This is a genomic window from Enterococcus sp. LX10, from assembly GCF_023539285.1.
In the GTDB taxonomy this organism is placed as follows: domain Bacteria; phylum Bacillota; class Bacilli; order Lactobacillales; family Enterococcaceae; genus Enterococcus; species Enterococcus faecalis.
Genome location: NZ_CP092784.1, coordinates 2602382 through 2620081 on the forward strand (window position 1 = coordinate 2602382; position 17700 = coordinate 2620081).

At 38.6% G+C, this 17700-nt stretch carries 18 protein-coding genes; 10 read left to right on the forward strand and 8 right to left on the reverse strand.

Features of this window, described 5'->3' with window-relative positions; genetic code table 11:
* Positions 1-6: 6 nt before the first annotated feature.
* The 3 genes from emtB to MKZ30_RS12255 form a co-directional block, all read right to left on the reverse strand.
* Entirely contained in the window at positions 7-678 is a 672-nt protein-coding gene (gene emtB / locus MKZ30_RS12245) for a metal ABC transporter permease EmtB (RefSeq protein ID WP_002368484.1), read from the reverse strand.
* The gene (emtA, locus tag MKZ30_RS12250; RefSeq protein WP_002354824.1) at positions 675-1397 is read right to left on the reverse strand and encodes a metal ABC transporter ATP-binding protein EmtA; all 723 of its coding nucleotides are present in this window, start codon (positions 1395-1397) and stop codon (positions 675-677) included. Before emtA ends, emtB begins: the two co-directional genes overlap by 4 nt.
* Positions 1398-1758: 361 nt before the next feature.
* The gene (locus MKZ30_RS12255) at positions 1759-2157 is read right to left on the reverse strand and encodes an OsmC family protein (RefSeq protein ID WP_033600553.1); all 399 of its coding nucleotides are present in this window, start codon (positions 2155-2157) and stop codon (positions 1759-1761) included.
* Between the two features lie 200 nt (positions 2158-2357).
* On the opposite strand from MKZ30_RS12255, the gene rpsN reads away from it, so the two are divergent.
* From rpsN to MKZ30_RS12280, 5 genes are all read left to right on the forward strand, one after another.
* Positions 2358-2627, forward strand: coding sequence for a 30S ribosomal protein S14 (gene rpsN, locus MKZ30_RS12260; RefSeq protein WP_002354822.1), 270 nt, complete (start codon positions 2358-2360; stop codon positions 2625-2627).
* A gap of 110 nt (positions 2628-2737) precedes the next feature.
* On the forward strand, positions 2738-2887 hold the full coding sequence (rpmG, locus tag MKZ30_RS12265) for a 50S ribosomal protein L33 (RefSeq protein ID WP_002354818.1): 150 nt from the start codon (positions 2738-2740) through the stop codon (positions 2885-2887).
* 15 nt (positions 2888-2902) lie between these two features.
* Entirely contained in the window at positions 2903-3877 is a 975-nt protein-coding gene (locus MKZ30_RS12270; RefSeq protein WP_033600554.1) for a CobW family GTP-binding protein, read from the forward strand.
* A gap of 34 nt (positions 3878-3911) precedes the next feature.
* Positions 3912-4034, forward strand: coding sequence for a putative metal homeostasis protein (locus MKZ30_RS12275; protein ID WP_002383181.1), 123 nt, complete (start codon positions 3912-3914; stop codon positions 4032-4034).
* A gap of 20 nt (positions 4035-4054) precedes the next feature.
* On the forward strand, positions 4055-5590 hold the full coding sequence (locus tag MKZ30_RS12280) for a metal ABC transporter solute-binding protein, Zn/Mn family (protein WP_010816854.1): 1536 nt from the start codon (positions 4055-4057) through the stop codon (positions 5588-5590).
* 57 nt (positions 5591-5647) lie between these two features.
* Here MKZ30_RS12280 and MKZ30_RS12285 read toward each other — a convergent pair whose 3' ends face one another.
* The 3 genes from MKZ30_RS12285 to MKZ30_RS12295 form a co-directional block, all read right to left on the reverse strand.
* A complete protein-coding gene (locus MKZ30_RS12285) occupies positions 5648-6622 on the reverse strand; it encodes a tRNA dihydrouridine synthase (RefSeq protein WP_002413934.1) in 975 nt (324 codons plus the stop codon).
* A 188-nt stretch (positions 6623-6810) separates the two neighbouring features.
* Positions 6811-7581 carry an ABC transporter permease gene (locus MKZ30_RS12290; protein WP_002354811.1) on the reverse strand — a complete coding sequence of 257 codons (771 nt, stop codon included), beginning with the start codon at positions 7579-7581 and terminating at the stop codon, positions 6811-6813.
* On the reverse strand, positions 7574-8509 hold the full coding sequence (locus MKZ30_RS12295; RefSeq protein WP_002354809.1) for an ABC transporter ATP-binding protein: 936 nt from the start codon (positions 8507-8509) through the stop codon (positions 7574-7576). The genes MKZ30_RS12290 and MKZ30_RS12295 overlap by 8 nt, the downstream gene beginning before the upstream one ends.
* Before the next feature lie 257 nt (positions 8510-8766).
* Between MKZ30_RS12295 and MKZ30_RS12300 the strand changes: the two genes are divergently transcribed.
* The 5 genes from MKZ30_RS12300 (at position 8767) to MKZ30_RS12320 (ending at position 14013) form a co-directional block, all read left to right on the forward strand.
* Positions 8767-9186, forward strand: coding sequence for a PTS sugar transporter subunit IIA (locus MKZ30_RS12300; RefSeq protein WP_002354802.1), 420 nt, complete (start codon positions 8767-8769; stop codon positions 9184-9186).
* 12 nt (positions 9187-9198) lie between these two features.
* Positions 9199-9690, forward strand: a complete 492-nt coding sequence (locus MKZ30_RS12305; RefSeq protein ID WP_002354800.1) for a PTS sugar transporter subunit IIB — start codon at positions 9199-9201, stop codon at positions 9688-9690.
* 16 nt (positions 9691-9706) lie between these two features.
* Complete coding sequence (locus MKZ30_RS12310) at positions 9707-10522, forward strand: PTS mannose/fructose/sorbose/N-acetylgalactosamine transporter subunit IIC (RefSeq protein ID WP_002365419.1); 816 nt, start codon at positions 9707-9709, stop codon at positions 10520-10522.
* Positions 10519-11346, forward strand: a complete 828-nt coding sequence (locus tag MKZ30_RS12315; protein ID WP_002360964.1) for a PTS system mannose/fructose/sorbose family transporter subunit IID — start codon at positions 10519-10521, stop codon at positions 11344-11346. The genes MKZ30_RS12310 and MKZ30_RS12315 overlap by 4 nt, the downstream gene beginning before the upstream one ends.
* Before the next feature lie 147 nt (positions 11347-11493).
* On the forward strand, positions 11494-14013 hold the full coding sequence (locus tag MKZ30_RS12320; RefSeq protein ID WP_033600555.1) for a sigma 54-interacting transcriptional regulator: 2520 nt from the start codon (positions 11494-11496) through the stop codon (positions 14011-14013).
* A 43-nt stretch (positions 14014-14056) separates the two neighbouring features.
* On the opposite strand, the gene MKZ30_RS12325 is transcribed toward MKZ30_RS12320, so the two are convergent.
* Together MKZ30_RS12325 and MKZ30_RS12330 are read right to left on the reverse strand one after the other, a co-directional pair.
* On the reverse strand, positions 14057-16933 hold the full coding sequence (locus MKZ30_RS12325) for a DEAD/DEAH box helicase (RefSeq protein ID WP_010816856.1): 2877 nt from the start codon (positions 16931-16933) through the stop codon (positions 14057-14059).
* Entirely contained in the window at positions 16926-17342 is a 417-nt protein-coding gene (locus MKZ30_RS12330; protein ID WP_002381045.1) for a (deoxy)nucleoside triphosphate pyrophosphohydrolase, read from the reverse strand. Before MKZ30_RS12330 ends, MKZ30_RS12325 begins: the two co-directional genes overlap by 8 nt.
* Positions 17343-17700 lie beyond the last annotated feature (358 nt).

Genomic DNA, 17700 nt, shown 5'->3' on the forward strand with positions numbered 1-17700 from the left:
GTCCTCCTACTTTCTTTTGTCTAGTTTTTGGGCAATGAAGTTCCCAAGCATTTGTAAAATGAAGACCAGTGCAATCATAATTACAATGGCAACATACATAATACCGTATTCATACCGTTGATACCCGACACGAACTGCAAAATCGCCAATCCCGCCGCCACCAACAACACCCATCACCGTGGAATATGAAACCATACTCACTGTCGTGGTTGTGTAAGCAAGGACTAATCCGCTACGTGCTTCCACCAATAAAAAGTGCCAAATGTATTGGACTTTCGAGGTACCTAACGAATTAGCTAAAAAATAAATTTCTTCTGGAACATCCAACAGCACTTGTTCAACCAAGCGAGCAAAAATCGCGATCGCAACAATACTCAATGGCACAGAGGAAGGAATTGGGCCAAACGCCTTTCCTAAAACAGAACGAGTAACTGGAATCAACGCAATCACAAATAATAAATAAGGAAACGAGCGAATAACAGTTACAATGAAATTTAAAACCCAGTATAGCCAAGGTTGATGCCCTTTGACTTTCGGATTAGCCAAAAATAGTCCTAAGCCTAAAGGCAAGCCGACAAGCAAACAGATAGCCATCGAAATCGACATCATAATCCCTGTTTCTTTTAAACCCACCAGCATAGATGGCCAATATTCGGCAAAGGTTTCTGAAAAAGTCATGGGCGCAAACTCCTTTCCACTTTTTCTAAATAGGAAAGCGGTTCTTCTTCATATTGTTGAGGATTATTCAGAAATTCGCCAATTAACTGACCTTTTTCCATCACTAAGATACGATTACATAAGCGCTTCACGGTTTCTAATTCGTGACTGACAAAGAAAATAGTCGGTCGGAATTCCTGATGCGTCTTATGTAATAGTCGAACGACACTTTCTGTATTTTCTTCATCTAATGAACTCGTTGCCTCGTCACATAATAACCATTTTGGATTACGGCTCAACGCTCGAGCAATAGAGACACGCTGTTTTTCCCCACCAGAAAGCTGAGCAGGATACGCTTCTGCCTTATGGGCCATATCAACAAACGTTAATAAACGCTCAATTTTTTCAGGCTGTTTCTCTTTTAAAAGTTTCAAAGGCAACGCAACATTATCATAAATTTTCAAATTTTCTAACAAATTGTAATGCTGAAACACCATCCCCATTTGTTGTTGCTGCTGGCGAACTTCTTTTTTAGAGAAGGTTTGAACATTTCTGCCATCAATGCGAATCTCCCCTTCACTCGGTTGTTCCATTAAATTCAACAAACGTAACAACGTGGACTTGCCAGAGCCACTTTTCCCAACAATCCCAACGATTTCTCCTGGTTGGACAGAAAAGTGAATATTTTTTAACGCGTGTGTCTCTTGATAGACTTTCGACACATTCACTAACTCAATCATGATTACCTCCTAAAGGCCGACAAACAAACTATAACAACTAAAAAAACTGTATAACAATTAAAGTAATTCTGTGAAACGATTTAAAAAAACTATTACGAATTAAAAAATAACACACGTTTTGAAAAACAGCGTTATATCAGAGATGTAACTACTTACATCATCTACTAAAACAGAAAAAAAAGCAACCTTTTTATTTGTGAAAAAAACACTATCTGTTTTTTGTCTGTATTATTTTGTACAAATGAATTAAAAATTTCCTGTTTCTACAGCTATTTCCCTACGCTCCTCTAAAAAAAGACATTCTCAGAAACGAGGCATCCAAAATGGGAAAAGCGCTCGTAACGATAATGTCTCTAATGGTTTACTTTTTAAAGACAACTGTTTCTTCGACAGTAATTCTTTCAACCAATGATTGAATCACTGGACAGTTTGGGGAGACAAGCTTCAAACACCGTGTCGCCCGTGCTTGAAAGGCTTCTGGAACAGACACATAAAAGAGAATCGTCACCTGTTTTAATGGTTGTGCGCGTCTCTCTATTTCTCTTGAATACGTGACTTCTATTTTTTCAAACTCAAAGGGAATGTGCGAATTTTCCAAAACGGATTGATACACGTACCCCCCACAAGCGCCAATTGCCGAAACGAGCATTTGAACTGGCGAGTATCCCTCTTCTTTTGCTAACACCCAGCGCGCTGTTTTCGTTTGTAATTCAAATTTTTCCACACCACGAATAATCGTCAAACGTTCTACCATTGCCATCTTCACTCCTTTTTACTCTTTCTTAAAAGATACTACAAAACAGCGCTAAAACAAACATTTCTAACTTCTCAACTTAGCAAGTCCTAAAAAAAACGAAATTTTCACTTGACAAACAACGCAACACCTGATAATATACTTCCGTTCAAATCGTAACCATTACGATTTATATTTTATAAATCCAAAAAGAAAGGAAGTGCCTTATGGCTAAAAAATCAAAAATTGCTAAAGCAAAAAAACAACAAGCAATGATTGCAAAATATGCGCCTATTCGCCAAGCCTTAAAAGAAGCTGGCGATTATGAAGGTCTTAGCAAATTGCCAAAAGATGCTCATCCAAGTCGCTTAAAACTCCGCGATCAAACAGATGGGCGCCCACGTGGCTACATGCGTAAATTTGGCATGTCTCGGATTCGTTTCCGTGAATTGGCTCACCAAGGCTTGATTCCTGGCGTCAAAAAAGCAAGCTGGTAACTCATTATTTCGATAAAGACAACTAGCGAGGACAGTCGCCTTTGGGCTGACCTCGCAGCCCCCTTTATCTTTTATACGCAATTAAAAAAATCAAATTGGAGGACGGTACTATGCGCCAAACCATTACGTTAGCTTGCGCTGAAACTGGCGAGCGCCTTTACTTAACAAGTAAAAACAAACGAAATACACCAGAAAAATTACAGCTGAAAAAATATTCACCAAAATTACGGCGCCGTGCACTTTTCACTGAAGTCAAATAACAGGAGGGAAACTTGATGGGCATTCCAATCACCATTGTTTCTGGCTTTTTAGGCGCAGGAAAAACAACCTTAATTAACCATGCGCTTGCGCAGTCACCGTTTCCTAAAGAAGAAATTATTATTATTGAAAATGAATTTGGTCAAACAGGCGTTGACCACGCATTACTTTTACAAACCACGGAACGAATTATTCAATTAAATAATGGTTGCATGTGTTGCAGCTTACGAGGAGATCTTCTTGCCTCTTTATCAGCAATCTTAGAAGTGTACCAAGAAGAACAACAAACCGTTGCCCAAGTCATTTTAGAAACAACGGGCATTGCTGATCCGCAACCAATCATTCAAACAATTTTAACGACCCCGCACATCAAAAATCATTTCTATATAGACAGTCTCTTAACGGTCGTTGATGGGCATCATTGGCAACAGCAACTTCAAGAAACCGAAGCCATCAAACAACTGGCCTTAGCAGATCGTCTCTTTTTTTCTGTCAAGGAACCAGCAGACATCACTCAGCTACCAACGTTCCAAGAAACCCTTCGTACCATTAATCCTTTTGCTGATATTTTATCCTTTCAAGCCAACGAGCCCCTTTTGGCTAGTGACTTTTTTCAATTAAATAAGTTTACGGCAACACTTACAGAACACGAAATGACTCATTCCCCGCATGAGCACGCCCACGAGCGTCATCACCATACCTTTCACTCCCTCACGCTAACGGCGTCCTCAGCCCTCAACGAACCTCTTTTCACTCGTTGGCTTGATTGGTTAATGTATACGCATCAAGAAAAGTTATACCGTTTCAAAGGGATTCTCGCCTTACAGGAGCATGACTTGGCCATTGCCATGCAAGGCGTCAACCAGCAAGTGGCCTTTCAAATGACGAATCAACCCCCTCAAGAAACGACAATTGTTCTGATTGGCAAAGAATTAGAGACAAAAAAAATTCAAGAAACCTTTCAAACCCTCAACAAAATAGCTACTCCGTAAATTATTTTTTTACGAAATGGAGGTCCTATATATAATGGAAAAAACTGACTTATCTAGTGCTTATCGTCGACTGAAAAGTCCCAACATCAAAACACGAAAACGCGCACTTAAAATCATTAAAGAACATAAGCGCAATAAACAAAAGAAAATTGCGTAATTCACTAAAGGAGCACACCTATGAAAAAATTTACTCTTCCCCTGTTAGCCGCCTTATCGCTAATTCTTTTCGGCGCTTGCGGCAGAACAAACACTTCTGATAAAACAGCTGACGGTAAAGAAAAACTATCCATTGTCACGACTTTTTATCCTATGTACGATTTCACTAAAAATATTGTAGGCGATGAAGGAGACGTCAAATTGTTAATCCCTGCTGGTTCTGAACCCCACGATTATGAACCATCCGCCAAAGATATGGCTACCATCCATGATGCGGATGTTTTCGTTTACCACAATGAAAATATGGAATCTTGGGTACCAAAAGCTGCTAAAGGCTGGAAAAAAGGAGCCCCGAACGTCATTAAAGGTACCGAAAACATGGTCTTACTTCCTGGCAGTGACGAAGACGGACACGACCATGACCACGAACATGGCGAAGAAGGCCACCACCATGAATTAGATCCGCATACTTGGGTTTCGCCCCATCGTGCCATCCAAGAAGTTACAAACATCAAAGAACAATTAGTCAAACTTTACCCTAAAAAAGCCAAAACATTTGAAACAAACGCAGAAAAATACTTAACAAAATTAACAGCCTTAGACAAAGAGTTCCAAACAGCTTTGAAAGACGCTAAGCAAAAAAGTTTTGTTACCCAACATGCTGCATTTGGTTATCTTGCCTTAGATTACGGCTTAAAACAAGTGCCAATAGCTGGTTTAACACCTGAACAAGAGCCAACAGCAGGGCGCTTGGCAGAGTTGAAAAAATATGTCACAGACAACCAAATTCGCTATATTTATTTTGAAAAAAATGCCAACGATAAAATTGCTAAAACGTTAGCTGACGAAGCGAATGTTCAATTGGAAGTCCTAAACCCGCTAGAAAGTTTGACACAAAAACAAATGGACAATGGCGAAGATTATCTTTCTGTAATGAAAGAAAACTTAACTGCTTTGAAAAAAACAACAGATACAGCCGGGAAAGAGGTTCAGCCAGAAACCTCTGAAAAAACAGAAAAAACCGTGGCTAACGGCTATTTCAAAGACAGTGAGGTGGCTGAGAGAACACTGGCAGATTACGCTGGAAATTGGCAATCCGTCTATCCTTTATTAAAAGATGGCACATTAGACCAAGTCTTCGATTACAAAGCGAAACTGAAAAAAGATAAAACACCAGCCGAATACAAAACCTACTATGATGCCGGCTATCAAACCGATGTCGACCACATCAACATCACTGATTCCACCATCGAGTTTCTGGTCGATGGCAAACCACAAAAATTCACCTATAAAGCAGCCGGTTATAAAATTTTAAACTATGCAAAAGGCAACCGTGGCGTCCGTTTCCTTTTTGAAACAGACGATGCCAATGCTGGGCGGTTTAAATACGTCCAATTTAGTGACCACAACATCGCACCAACGAAAGCCGCTCATTTCCACATCTTCTTCGGCGGCGATAGCCAAGAAAGTCTGTTCAATGAAATGGACAACTGGCCAACGTATTATCCAAGCGACTTAAGCAAACAAGAAATTGCCCAAGAAATGATTGCGCATTAAGCATTCAAAAGAGAGGAGGTAGCATTAGCTAAAATGCTACCTCCTCTCTTTTTTTATTTAGTCAAGCACACCATGTTCTGCTTCAAACGTCGCTAACAACTGGCGCACTTCATCCGTTGATTTTGTATTCATTAATTGTGCTCTTAAATCACTGGCACCTGGAAAGCCTTTGACATAAATTTTGAAGAAGCGATGCAGCCCAACGATGGAGCGAGGCACCAATTCTGCATACTTGTCTTGCAAATCCAATTGTAAACGTAACAAGCCCAGTAATTCTTGTGGCGTATGTGTTTTGGGTTCTTTTTCAAAGGCATAAGGATTTTTAAAAATCCCCCGACCAATCATGATGCCATCTACACCATATTGTTCTGCTAATTCTAGGCCCTTTTGACGATCGGGAATATCCCCATTAATCGTAATTGTCGTTTGCGGTGCGACACGGTCCCGAATAGCCATAATTTGCGGAATGACCTCCCAATGGGCATCCACTTTACTCATCTCTTTTCGTGTTCGCAAATGAATGGATAGATTCGCAATGTCTTGCTCTAATAAATGCGTGATCCACGCCTCCATTTCCGCCATTTCAGTAAACCCAATGCGTGTTTTGACACTAACAGGTAAGCCACCTGCTTTGGCGGCGTCAATCAATTCAGCCGCGACTTCTGGGCGCAAAATTAATCCGCTACCTTTTCCACGCTCAGCCACGTTGGGCACAGGACAGCCCATATTTATGTCTAATCCTTGAAAGCCCATCTCCGCTACACCGATACTCATTTCACGGAAAAATTCCGGTTTATCCCCCCAAATATGTGCCACCATTGGCTGTTCATCTTCTGTAAAAACGAGGCGCCCGCGCACACTGTCTTTTCCTTCAGGATGACAATAACTATCTGAATTAGTAAACTCTGTAAAAAACACATCTGGTGCTCCAGCTTCTTTCACGACATGACGAAAGACCACATCAGTGACGTCTTCCATCGGTGCTAAAACAAAAAAGGGCTTTGGCAATGTTGCCCAAAAATTCTTGCTCATCTTCATATACTCCGTTTCTGATTTTTTCTTTATTTTCAACGACAACTTGTCGACATATTCTGGTGCGAAACATTGCTATTATACAGGGAAATGCACGAAGAATCAAAAAAGGCATACTTAGAAACAAGAAAACTGTCTGAATCTGCTCGCTAGAATGAGTGATTCAGACAGTTTAATCTTTTTACGGCTTAACTACGTAAGCCACGCCCTGTTTCTACAAGGTACCAACAAATGCCATATAAAACGACAATAAATAAGATTAAAATGGTCATAGAAATACCAATTGGCACATCTTGAACCCCTAGGAAACCGTAGCGGAACCCAGAAATCATGTAAACAATCGGATTAACTTTTGAGACAGCTTGCCAAAATGGCGGCAACATGGAAATGGCATAGAAAACCCCACCCAAATAGGTTAAAGGCTGTAACACAAAGGTCGGCACAATCGATACATCATCATAGGATTGCGCAAAAATACCATTTAACAAACCAGCTAAAGAAAAAAGAATCGCTGTCATCAATAAAGTCATGATGACCATCAGCCAAGAAACAACGTGCAACGGCACAAAAAATAGAGAAATGATGGTGACTAACGCACCGACCAAAATACTACGACCAACGCCACCAATCACAAATCCCCAAATAATCACATGAGTTGGAACTGGCGCCACGAGAATTTCTTCGATATTTTTCTGGAATTTTTGTGAGAAAAAGGAAGACGAAACATTGGCGTACGAGCTTGTAATGGCTGACATCATAATTAAACCTGGCACGATAAATTCCATATAAGAAAAACCGCCCATGTCGCCAATTCGCCCGCCAATCATTTTCCCAAAAATCACAAAGTATAAGGACGTCGTAATCACTGGCGGTACCAGTGTTTGGACCCAAATCCGTAAATAACGGTTGGTTTCCTTCACAGCTAAACTTTTTAAAGCAGTAAAATACAGACTAAACATGTTGATCCTCCCTTTGGTACGTATCCTCAGTAATCTTCAAGAAGAGCTCTTCCAAACGGTTGGACTTATTCCGCATTGACAAAACTTTGATTCCTTGTTGACTTAGCTGTTCAAACAAGTGATTGACTCCTTGGTTTCGTTCCACTTCCACCGCTAACGTTAACTCGTCCTCAAATACGCTTTGATAGCCTTCAATAACAGGCGCCTGCGTATAAGGTGCTAAATCAAAAATAAACGTTTCAAATTGTAATTTTGCTAACAAGTGCTTCATGCTGGTGTTTTCAATCAATTCACCAGACTGAATAATCCCAATGTTGCGACACAACATCTCAGCTTCTTCTAAGTAATGGGTCGTCAAAATAATCGTGGTTCCCTGCGCATTTAACTCTTGTAAAAAGGCCCACATTTCACGGCGCAATTCAATATCGACACCTGCAGTTGGTTCATCTAAAATCAATAACTTCGGCTCATGCATCAACGCGCGAGCAATCATTAAGCGACGTTTCATTCCGCCAGAAAGCATCCGAGCCCGCTCGTTCCGTTTTTCCCATAAGTTGGATTGTTTTAAATATTTTTCACTCCGTTTCATGGCTTCTTTACGAGACACCCCATAATAGCCCGCTTGATTGACCACAATCTGTTGGACCGTTTCAAACGGATTGAAGTTAAACTCCTGCGGCACTAACCCAATCTGTTGCTTCGCCCGCACCATTTCCGTATCTAAATCATACCCAAAAATTTTGACTTTCCCCGAAGTCTTATTAACTAACGAGGTCACAATCCCAATCGTCGTTGATTTTCCTGCGCCATTCGGTCCCAAAAGAGCATAAAAATCGCCTTCTTCGACTGTTAAATCAATCCCCCGCAACGCTTCAACACCTGAAGCGTACACTTTGCGTAAATCTTGTATCACAAGAGCATCAGTCATTCGTAACTCTCCTTAATGTATAAATATTCATGAGTATTATTGTAACACTTCTCGATAAAAACGGGGGTTATTTTGATTAAATTTCACAGTTTTGCTTAGCTATTTTTCGACAACAAACTAGCCAACGAATAACGTGTTTATTTTGACTCGAAACTGTTTAAACAGTTCCAAGAGCGTTAAAGCCCTTTCAAATCAAGGATTTAGAGTTCTTTTTTTTTGGCACAGAACTTGCTTTATATAAAAGTGAGGTGAAAAGAATGAAAAGAAAATTTTTAATTGCTAGTCACGGAAACTTAGCGAAAGGCTTCCAAAGTTCCTTGGATATTCTCGCAGACAAAGGAAAAGAGCTGGCGGTCATCAATGCCTATGTGACTCCTGAGGACTACACGCCAATTATTCAAACGTTTCTTCAGTCCCTTGGCGCAGAAGAACAAGCTATTATTTTAACAGATTTATATGGTGGTAGTGTCAATCAAAAAATTGTTCAAGAAGTCATGACGACAAAACCAGACAATGTTTTTATCATTTCCAATGCCAACTTAGCCATTGCCTTGTCGCTGATTTTCTTAAAAGAAGGCGAAAAGCTAACCAAAGAAGATATTCAAGCAGCAATTGCTGAAGCACAAATTCAATTCGTTGAATTAAACCCATCAAATGAAGAAGAAAACTTTTTTTAGGAGGAAATTAAAATGATTACACAAGTACGAGTAGACGACAGATTAATTCACGGCCAAGTAGCCGTAGTTTGGACCAAAGAATTGAATGCCCCCTTATTAGTTGTAGCGAATGATGAAGCAGCCAAAAACGAAGTAATGCAAATGACATTAAAAATGGCTGTCCCTAATGGCATGAAACTATTAATTCGCTCAGTTGATGATGCGATTGATGTCTTCAATGATCCTCGTGGTAAAGACAAACGAATTTTTGTAATTGTGAACAGTGTAGCGGATGCTACTAAAATTGCGAAAAACGTGACAGATATTGAAAGTGTGAATGTTGCCAACGCTGGCCGCTTTGATAAATCAGATCCAGCCACCAAAACAATGGTTTTCCCGAGTGTCCAATTAAACCCTGAAGAGTTAGAAGCTGCCAAAGAATTAGCCAGTTTGACTCACGTGGAAAGCTATAACCAAGTACTGCCAACCAACTCAAAATTAAGTCTAAAACAAGCCGTCAATTAAAAGGAGGAAATGAACAATGCTTATGCATGCAACAATGGCAGCCTTAGCTGTATTTATCTGTTTTGCTGGGAATTATTTAACTGGTCAAAGTATGATGGAACGTCCCTTAGTCGTTGGATTAGTCACAGGAATTTTAATGGGCGACATGAAAACAGGGGTCTTAATGGGGGCCTCTTTAGAAGCAATTTTCTTAGGAAATGTTAATATCGGTGGTGTTATCGCAGCGGAACCTGTAACTGCGACTACTTTAGCCACAACGTTTGCAATTATTTCAAATGTCGAACAAAAAGCCGCCATGACGTTAGCCGTACCAATTGGGATGTTAGCCGCTTTCGTGGTGATGTTTTTAAAAAATGTCTTTATGAATATCTTTGCTCCTTCTCTTGACAAAGCAGCACGTGAAGGCAACCAAAAAATGGTTGTGACACTGCATTACGGAACGTGGATCATTTATTATTTAATCATCGCTTCGATTTCATTTATCGGAATTTTAGCAGGAAGCGGGCCAGTAAATCTGTTTGTTGAAAGTATTCCACAAAATTTGATGAACGGCTTAAGCGCAGCTGGCGGACTTTTACCTGCCGTTGGGTTTGCCATGTTAATGAAACTATTATGGGATAATAAATTAGCCGTCTTTTACATTTTAGGCTTTGTTTTAACCGCGTACCTACAATTACCAGCCGTTGCGGTGGCGGTCATCGGGACAGTAATTTGTGTCGTGAGTGCCCAACGGGATGTAGAATTTCGCGACATTCTAAAAAGAAAACCTGCGGCGTCTTCTGCGGTTGAAGGCAGCGCGAAAGAAATCGAAGAGGAGGACTTTTTCGCATGAAGTTAAAAGAGAATTTATCTAAAGAAGAGAAAAAAATGATGCGCTCTGTTTTCTGGCGGTCTTGGACGATGAATGCTAGCCGGACAGGAGCTACACAATACCACGCAGTGGGTGTCATGTACACTTTACTCCCAGTTATCAATCGTTTTTATAAAACCAAAGAAGAACGGGCCGAGGCATTAGTGCGTCACACCACTTGGTTCAATGCAACCATGCATATCAATAACTTCATCATGGGGCTCGTTGCTTCGATGGAAAAACAAAACAGTGAAGACGAAAACTTTGATGCTAGCTCTATTACAGCAGTTAAAGCCTCACTAATGGGGCCACTTTCAGGCATCGGTGATTCCTTCTTCTGGGGAATCTTGCGTGTCATTGCTGCCGGTATTGGGATTTCATTAGCCAGCACTGGTTCGCCATTAGGGGCGATTGTCTTCTTACTTTTATACAACGTCCCTGCGTTCCTGATTCACTATTATGCGTTGTATAGCGGCTACTCAATCGGTGAAAGTTTTATCCAAAAAATGTACGAATCAGGCGGAATGAAGATACTCACAAAAGTATCAAGTATGCTAGGCTTAATGATGATGGGCAGTATGACTGCTTCAAATGTAAAATTCAAAACGATTCTTGAAGTTTCCGTTAAAGGAAGCGAAGACGTAGTTAAAATCCAAGACTATTTGGATCAACTATTCGTCGGTATCGTACCATTAGCCGTGACGTTACTTGCTTTCTGGCTATTACGCAAAAAAGTCAATGTTAACGTGGTGATGTTTGGTATCATGTTCTTAGGCATCTTGCTAGGATTACTAGGCATCTGTTAAAATTGAAACAATAAACATTTAATCATTAAACACTTAGAGCCTGAGACAAAAATCCAAAGTGATTTTTATCTCAGGCTTAAAAGCTGATAAACGGCGGGAACAGAAGCAACCCCTGTCCCGACCTCTCTTTTGGAAGGACGATGAATCATGCGCTTGGAGACCTACCAACACTTAGTTGATATTTTAGAAACCAGCAACACCCCGATGAGCACACAAGAAATTGCCACAAAAATTCAATTAAGCCGCTCGGTAACCAGCTTATACTTAAATAAATTATTGGAAAAAGGTGAAGTCCAACAAACGGGAAAAAAACCCGTTTATTGGCAATTAACCCGTGCAACAACCCCCACGACCGATGTGTTTCGACAATACATCGGTAGCCAAGGCAGCGCCAAAAAAGCCATTGAACAATGCAAAGCCGCTATGTTGTATCCCCCATTGGGTATGCCTTTATTAATCCATGGAGCCAGTGGCGTCGGCAAAAGCTTTTTGGCAAAGCTGATTTATGAGTATCTGAAAAATGAACAAATCATTGGCCTGGAAAAATTCTACACCTTTAACTGTGCCGATTATGCCAACAATCCCGAATTACTGTCATCCATTCTCTTCGGCCATACCAAAGGCGCATTTACTGGGGCTGAATCAGAAAAACAAGGACTCTTGGCCCAAGCTAATAATTCCGTACTCTTTTTAGATGAAGTACATCGATTATCCAATGAAAACCAAGAAAAACTCTTTCAATTTATGGATACAGGAACCTTCCGCCCCATTGGTGAAGAAGGAAGAATGGTGCATTCCAAGGTCCGGCTACTATTTGCAACCACCGAAAACCCGAAAAAAGTCTTATTACCAACCTTTTATCGCCGAATTTCCGTAATCGTCTCACTTCCGAACTTCAAAGAGCGCCCCATTCGAGAACGGATTGCGATTTTGAAAAACTTATTCCACCGAGAAGCGAAACGAATGACCAAAGACATCAACGTGGACGAAGAAATCTTTACGGCATTATTAGAAAATGACGAACCTGGCAACGTGGGAAGTTTATCCAACAAAGTGCAGCTCCTTTGCGCGTCACAATTACGAAAAACTTTGCCCAATCAACCTGTCGTCATTGGCGATGCGACTCAACCAATGATTACGATTCCTTTAGACAAAGAAGTGTTAGAAGAAGACACACTTTCTTCCGATATTTTCGCAACATTTGAAGCCTTATTTACAAAAGAAAAAACACTGGCCCACTTAAAAACTGAACTGACACAATTCATTAAATATTGTTTAGACGATGAAATAACCTTGGAAAATGATTATTTTTTACAAAACCTAGTCACGGAAGTCCAAACCAAAAACAAACTAATTATTAACCAACCTGAGCAAACTGAAAAACCGATGAAAGATGTTGCCAAATTGCTGAAAATTTTACCGCCAACATTTAACGAAACAATGCTCCTTCCAGTCCAAGCACAGTTAAAAGAACACTATCCGCGAACGGTTTCCCTCGTGAAAAACTTAGTCAGTCCGCTGCCAGAAGAATACCGTTTCTTGACAGAGGTACTCTTATCTGTATTACTCAGCGGAGAAATTTCTGAAACGATTCCTTACCAAGCGCTCCTCGTGGCGCATGGTGAATCGACTGCCACAAGTATTCAAGCCGTTGCCAACAAATTATGTGGTACCTATATTTTCGATGCGATTAACATGCCCTTAACCTCCTCCGTCCGAGATATCGTCGCCGAAGTTAAAGACTGGCTTTCTCAGCGGGACACTTCACAAGGCGTCATTATGCTCGTCGATATGGGTTCCCTGACACAACTTTATAAAAGTTTGAAACCGCAAATTCTTGGAGAACTTTTGGTGATCAATAACCTGACCACTGCCTATGCGTTGGAAATTGGTCATCAATTAATGAACGAACAACTTTTCTATGGTATTGCTAAAACCGTTGAAAAAAAATTTAAAACCGATGTACAGTACTTTGAAGGCTTTTCAGTGGAAAAAAATATCATTGTCTCTAGTATTTCAGGTCTGGATATTGCCAAGCAAATCAAACAAATCTGTCAAAAATACCTGTATACTGATATTAAAGTCATTACTCTAAAATACAAAGATTTGGTAAACACGTTAGACATTGCCAACGCCGAAGAAAATTATTTAAAAGAAACCTCGCTCATTTTGACGACGTCCTACTTAGACAATCATACGAATGTTGCTAGCGTGAATCTCTTAGACATGTTAGACCAAGATGCAGGAACCCAGTTGATGGAACCTTTCCAAAACTTGATGCATCCCAATAACATTGATAGCATGATTAACGAATTTGTTCACTTCTTCTCGAAAGAAGGCTTGTCAGAAAAACTAGAATTTCTAAATCCTGACGTTATTATTAAACAAGTCGAAAACGTTACAAAAAACATTGAAAAACGTTTCGACCTCACACTCAGCGGCAAAATGAAATTTAACTTAATGATGCACAACGCGCTCATGGTAGAGCGAACCATGCTCGGCGTTGAAGACTATGAAGTCCCTGCTAACCTAGAGGAACTAACCATTAACCAAAAACCATTTTTCCAAAATGCTAAAAACATTTTCTATACCCTAGAACAGTTTTATCGAATAGAGATTTCCAACTGGGAACTCTATGTGATTTATGAAATTTTGTCTTCTCGGTGAGATGGGATGGGAAAAGCCACTTTCCTCTGGAAAGTGGCTTTTTTTAGTTTGTGTTCTGCGTTAAAAATTCATACATATTAGGTTCTACAGGTGTTTCTAAGGTAAAGTCTAGTTTAACGACGCTTTTTTTCTTACCCTCTTTGTCTTGTTTTTCGACTTGTTGGATAGTTTCTTGAAGAGGGACTACTTCGCCTAGATAATAGAAATCTGTTTCATTCTCTTTTTGATTATATTTCCGTTTCACAAATAAATGAAATTTATATTCCCCAGGATTTCGCAAAAGTTGAACTTCTGGTGAGTGTAGATTTCTAGGCGCTTTTGTATACCAATGGAATGTTCGTTCATCAATAAATTCATCCTCATAAGCAATACGTGCAGCTTTAAAATCTTTGCCTTTATCCAAAGTTACAAAAATAGCAAAATGATTGTTACTGTTTGTATATCCACCAATACTTTGTTCATTTTGATTAAAATTCATATTTAATAATCGTAAAACATCTTTACGACGATATTTTTTGTATAAATTTAACGGTTGTGATAAATCATACTCCATAGATTTGTTAATCCCTGTATGGATTACATCTAACATCAAATTGATAAAATAAGAATTCTTTTTAAACTCTCTGAATTTTTCTGTTATTTGTAAACAATTCTCTTTCATCTTAAACATTTGTGATAACAAATAACGTTTTCTAATTGTTGACTCGTAAAAAGATAAATCTAAGACTTTAACAACAGATGCTAGAGTATCTGTCGTATACGTCAGGTTAAACGTATCAAACAGCGCTGTGATTTCCTCTAAAGATAACTGTTCTTTATCTGTCATTAAAAATTCTTCAATAACATAAAGTTCATGCGGGCGAATTCCTGATAGCAATTCTACAGAAACAAATTTTAGTGCACCGTTTTCTTCTTCACTTAATTTAGCTTCTGTTTCCCCAATTCTCTCCAAGAAATTATAGTATGTTTTTTCTTTACCTATAATCAACAATGGATCCACGCCATCTAACACTTGAAAATCATTCAGGTAAGGAACCCTATTCAACCGATTTTTCAACTTAAAATAACTAGCTTTTAGTTCTGACATCGCATCTAATTTAGCTTGATCAATTGATTTAAAGATACGTTCACGAGCAACTTTTTCAAAATTAATTGAAGATAAACCACTGATATACGTCACATCAATTGTATCGCGACGTAAACTATTCTTAGTTTGAGAACTATCTCCAGATAAAGCCATAGGAATCATATAGTTATTTTTATAATTACCAATAAAATCAATTACCGTAACAAATTCTTTTGATGGGTCTTTTCTTAGCCCCCGACCTAATTGCTGAATAAAAATAATACTAGATTGCGTATTTCGCAGCATAATTACTTGATTTACTTTAGGGATATCAATGCCTTCATTAAAAATATCAACCGTGAAGATATAATGAATCTCTCCAGTATCTAAACGCTTAATTTCCTTTTCTCTTTTATCAAAATTATGGTCACCAGATAAATAAGCACTCGGAATTCCACGATCGTTAAACATCTCTGCTAACTGCCTTGCTTCGTCTTTACGACTACAAAACACCAAGCCTCGAGGACTATCTCCCGAATAACCATAATAGTTAATTTTTTTTATTAAAAAATCAACTCGTTCTTCCTGTAGCAAACGTTTTAAATCGGTTGTTTCATCAATTATTTCACCATCTTTTTCATAATCAGTTATGCCAAAATAATAAAATGGACAAAGCAGTTCTACTTCTAAAGCGGCTTGCAAACGTATTTCATACGCTACATTATAATCAAATAGCTCAAAGATATTAAAATTATCTGTTCTTTCAGGTGTAGCCGTCATTCCCAATAAAAACTTGGGATTGAAAAATTCAATGGCTTTAATATAAGATTTCGCTCCAGCTTTATGGACTTCATCAATCAAAATATAGTCAAACGCTTCTTTTCCTAAACGCTCTTGATATTCACTTTTAGATACTGTTTGAATTGTTCCAAATAGATATTTTGCATCAAAATTCTTAGAATTCCCTGATAAAACACCATAATCATCATCTTTTCCACCTAAAATCAATTTGAATGATTCTAATGCTTTCATTAAAATTAGCTCACTATGAACAATAAATAATACACGTTTAGGATTGAATTGCTGCACATCAAATGCTGCTAAATACGTTTTCCCTGTACCAGTCGCCGAAACAATCATTCCCTTAGTTGCGCCCGTTTCTCTAAGCGATTTTAAACTTCTAAGCGCTTCTTTCTGCATAGAGTTCGGCAAAATATATTGCGTATCTAAACACTCGTTTTCAGAAACATCTTGTACTAACATCTTTCTATTAACAATAGGATGATAATTTTTTTTAAATGCTTCTACCCATTCTAGGGTTAGCGACTGTGCCTCATGCCATTCTTGAATGAGATGCTTTTGAATAGAAGAAACCATCTCGCCATTCTCTCTTGAAGTTAATCTAACATTCCACTCATAGTTAAGTTTCAAAGCAGACATTGTTAGGTTCGAACTACCAATAACAAAGCTTTGATAATCCTCCATCTCAAACAAATATCCTTTTGAATGAAAACCTTCTTTTTTAGAAACTCGTACTTCTACATTTGGAATATTCAACAATGCTCGAAATACGTGTGGATCATTAAAATTTAAGTATGTTGATGTTAAGATTTTTCCAGAGATTCCACGCAAAGCCAGATCAGCCAGTTGTGTTTTTATTGCATTTAAACCACTAGGTGTTATAAATGCAACGGCTATAAAAAAAGTCTTACAGCTTTTCAAATCTTTACTCAATGTATTCAATAAATAATCATGTTTTTTGGGATTGTTCACAATAAATTTAGGTGTAAGATCGTCACCTAGAGCTTCTTTATTAATAAATGCCTTTTGTAACGCCAATTCTAAATTATCCATTTTGTTCAGTTCCCACACCTTTTTCTACTAATTTTTCCACAGTAGGAATATCAGCAGGCGCCCACTCAAGTTGGTTTAATTCATTTGGCGTTAGCCATTTAATTTGTAGATGTTCTGTCAACTGAGGTTCACCTGATTCTAAATAACAGATAAATGTAGTTAGATTAACGAAACCAAAATCATACTCATATCGACAAAAAGCATACTCTTCCTTGACGATCGTTACTTCTATTTTTAATTCTTCTTGCAATTCACGTTCAAGCGCTTGAACTTTCGTCTCACCATTCTCGATTTTTCCACCAGGAAATTCCCAAAGATTTGCTAATGCACGTTCAGGTCCTCTTTGACAACACAAAACTTTCCCGTTCTCCACTATGATTGCTCCTACTACGTGAATTTCTTTTTTCATATATTTTAACCCTCTAATCTAATTGATTTTGTTAGTTTTATTATATTTAGGATCGCATAAATAAGCTATGGTTGCAATATTAGTGGCGTAAATTTCATTTATTATATTTGTTTTTTGATTTACTATACTTTAATTATTTAATAACTCTTCAGTTTAAACATACTAATCTCTCAAAAAACCGCAACTTACTCCCTCCAAAACGCAAGAGAGAAAAAGTTAATAAAGAAATATCTCCCAAAAACGTATGATGAATTCAAAGAAAAAAGAAATAGCGGCGATCAAAATGAGGAAATCAACTAAAAAGAAATGTATCATCTGCGTAAGTGCGTTATTCGTAATGAGTATACTTGCTGAAATC